Origin of the sequence: Aeromonas sp. Prich7-2, assembly GCF_017939255.1 — a bacterium.
Lineage (GTDB): Bacteria > Pseudomonadota > Gammaproteobacteria > Enterobacterales > Aeromonadaceae > Aeromonas > Aeromonas caviae.
Window position 1 is genome coordinate 1 of the sequence record NZ_JAGKRI010000334.1, and the last position, 774, is coordinate 774.

The 774-nt window shown below is 54.1% G+C and carries 1 tRNA gene, 1 rRNA gene and 1 pseudogene; 2 read left to right on the top strand and 1 reads right to left on the bottom strand.

What is annotated here, in order from left to right:
* Both rrf and J9892_RS22650 read left to right on the top strand, forming a co-directional pair.
* Positions 1-113 (top strand): 5S ribosomal RNA (rrf, locus tag J9892_RS22645); the annotation flags it as partial.
* A gap of 98 nt (positions 114-211) precedes the next feature.
* Positions 212-288, top strand: a tRNA-Asp gene (locus J9892_RS22650).
* Positions 289-497: 209 nt separating this feature from the next.
* On the opposite strand, the pseudogene J9892_RS22655 reads toward J9892_RS22650, so the two are convergent.
* Positions 498-635 (bottom strand): annotated as a pseudogene (locus tag J9892_RS22655) (transposase domain-containing protein); the annotation flags it as partial.
* Positions 636-774: the final 139 nt, after the last annotated feature.

Genomic DNA, 774 nt, shown 5'->3' on the forward strand with positions numbered 1-774 from the left:
TGGCGGCAATAGCGCAGTGGAACCACCTGACCCCATGCCGAACTCAGAAGTGAAACGCTGTAGCGCCGATGGTAGTGTGGCATTCGCCATGCGAGAGTAGGACACTGCCAGGCACCCAATTAAACGGTGATGTGAAGAATCACATGACTGGCTGCGAGGATGACACCTCACAAACAAGCAGCAAAAGATTTAGCGAAAGCTAACCGAATGCGGAGCGGTAGTTCAGTCGGTTAGAATACCGGCCTGTCACGCCGGGGGTCGCGGGTTCGAGTCCCGTCCGCTCCGCCACTAACAAGAAGCCCAACTTGTTGACCAGGTTGGGCTTTTTTCATGCCTGCAATTTGAAACGCCCGTTTCACTCTCGTGACCGTGACCACATCGTGACCATTTGGTGACCAAACCCCTGATTTGACCGGAGGTCATTTGGTTCAGAATCCGCTGCCCCATGAATTGATACGTAAGCGTCCAGCGAAGGCCGTATTGACAGGGGAGGCAGGTTATTCAGCAGGTAGAGCAACACGCCAAGGCAGCAGTTCACTGACCCGGTTCACCGGCCAGTCTGCGATCACATTCAGTACATGCCGCAGGTAATGCTCCGGATCTACCCCGTTCAACCGGCAGGTGCCGAGTGCATATTCCGGCCGATCATGAACACCAATTCCGATTCAACGTGAACACCATTTCCGGACCAATGTGAACGCTCATTCCGGTTCAACCTGAACACTTCGCCCCTCCTTTCCGGAAACAGTGTTCAACATCCCGGAATCACTGTTC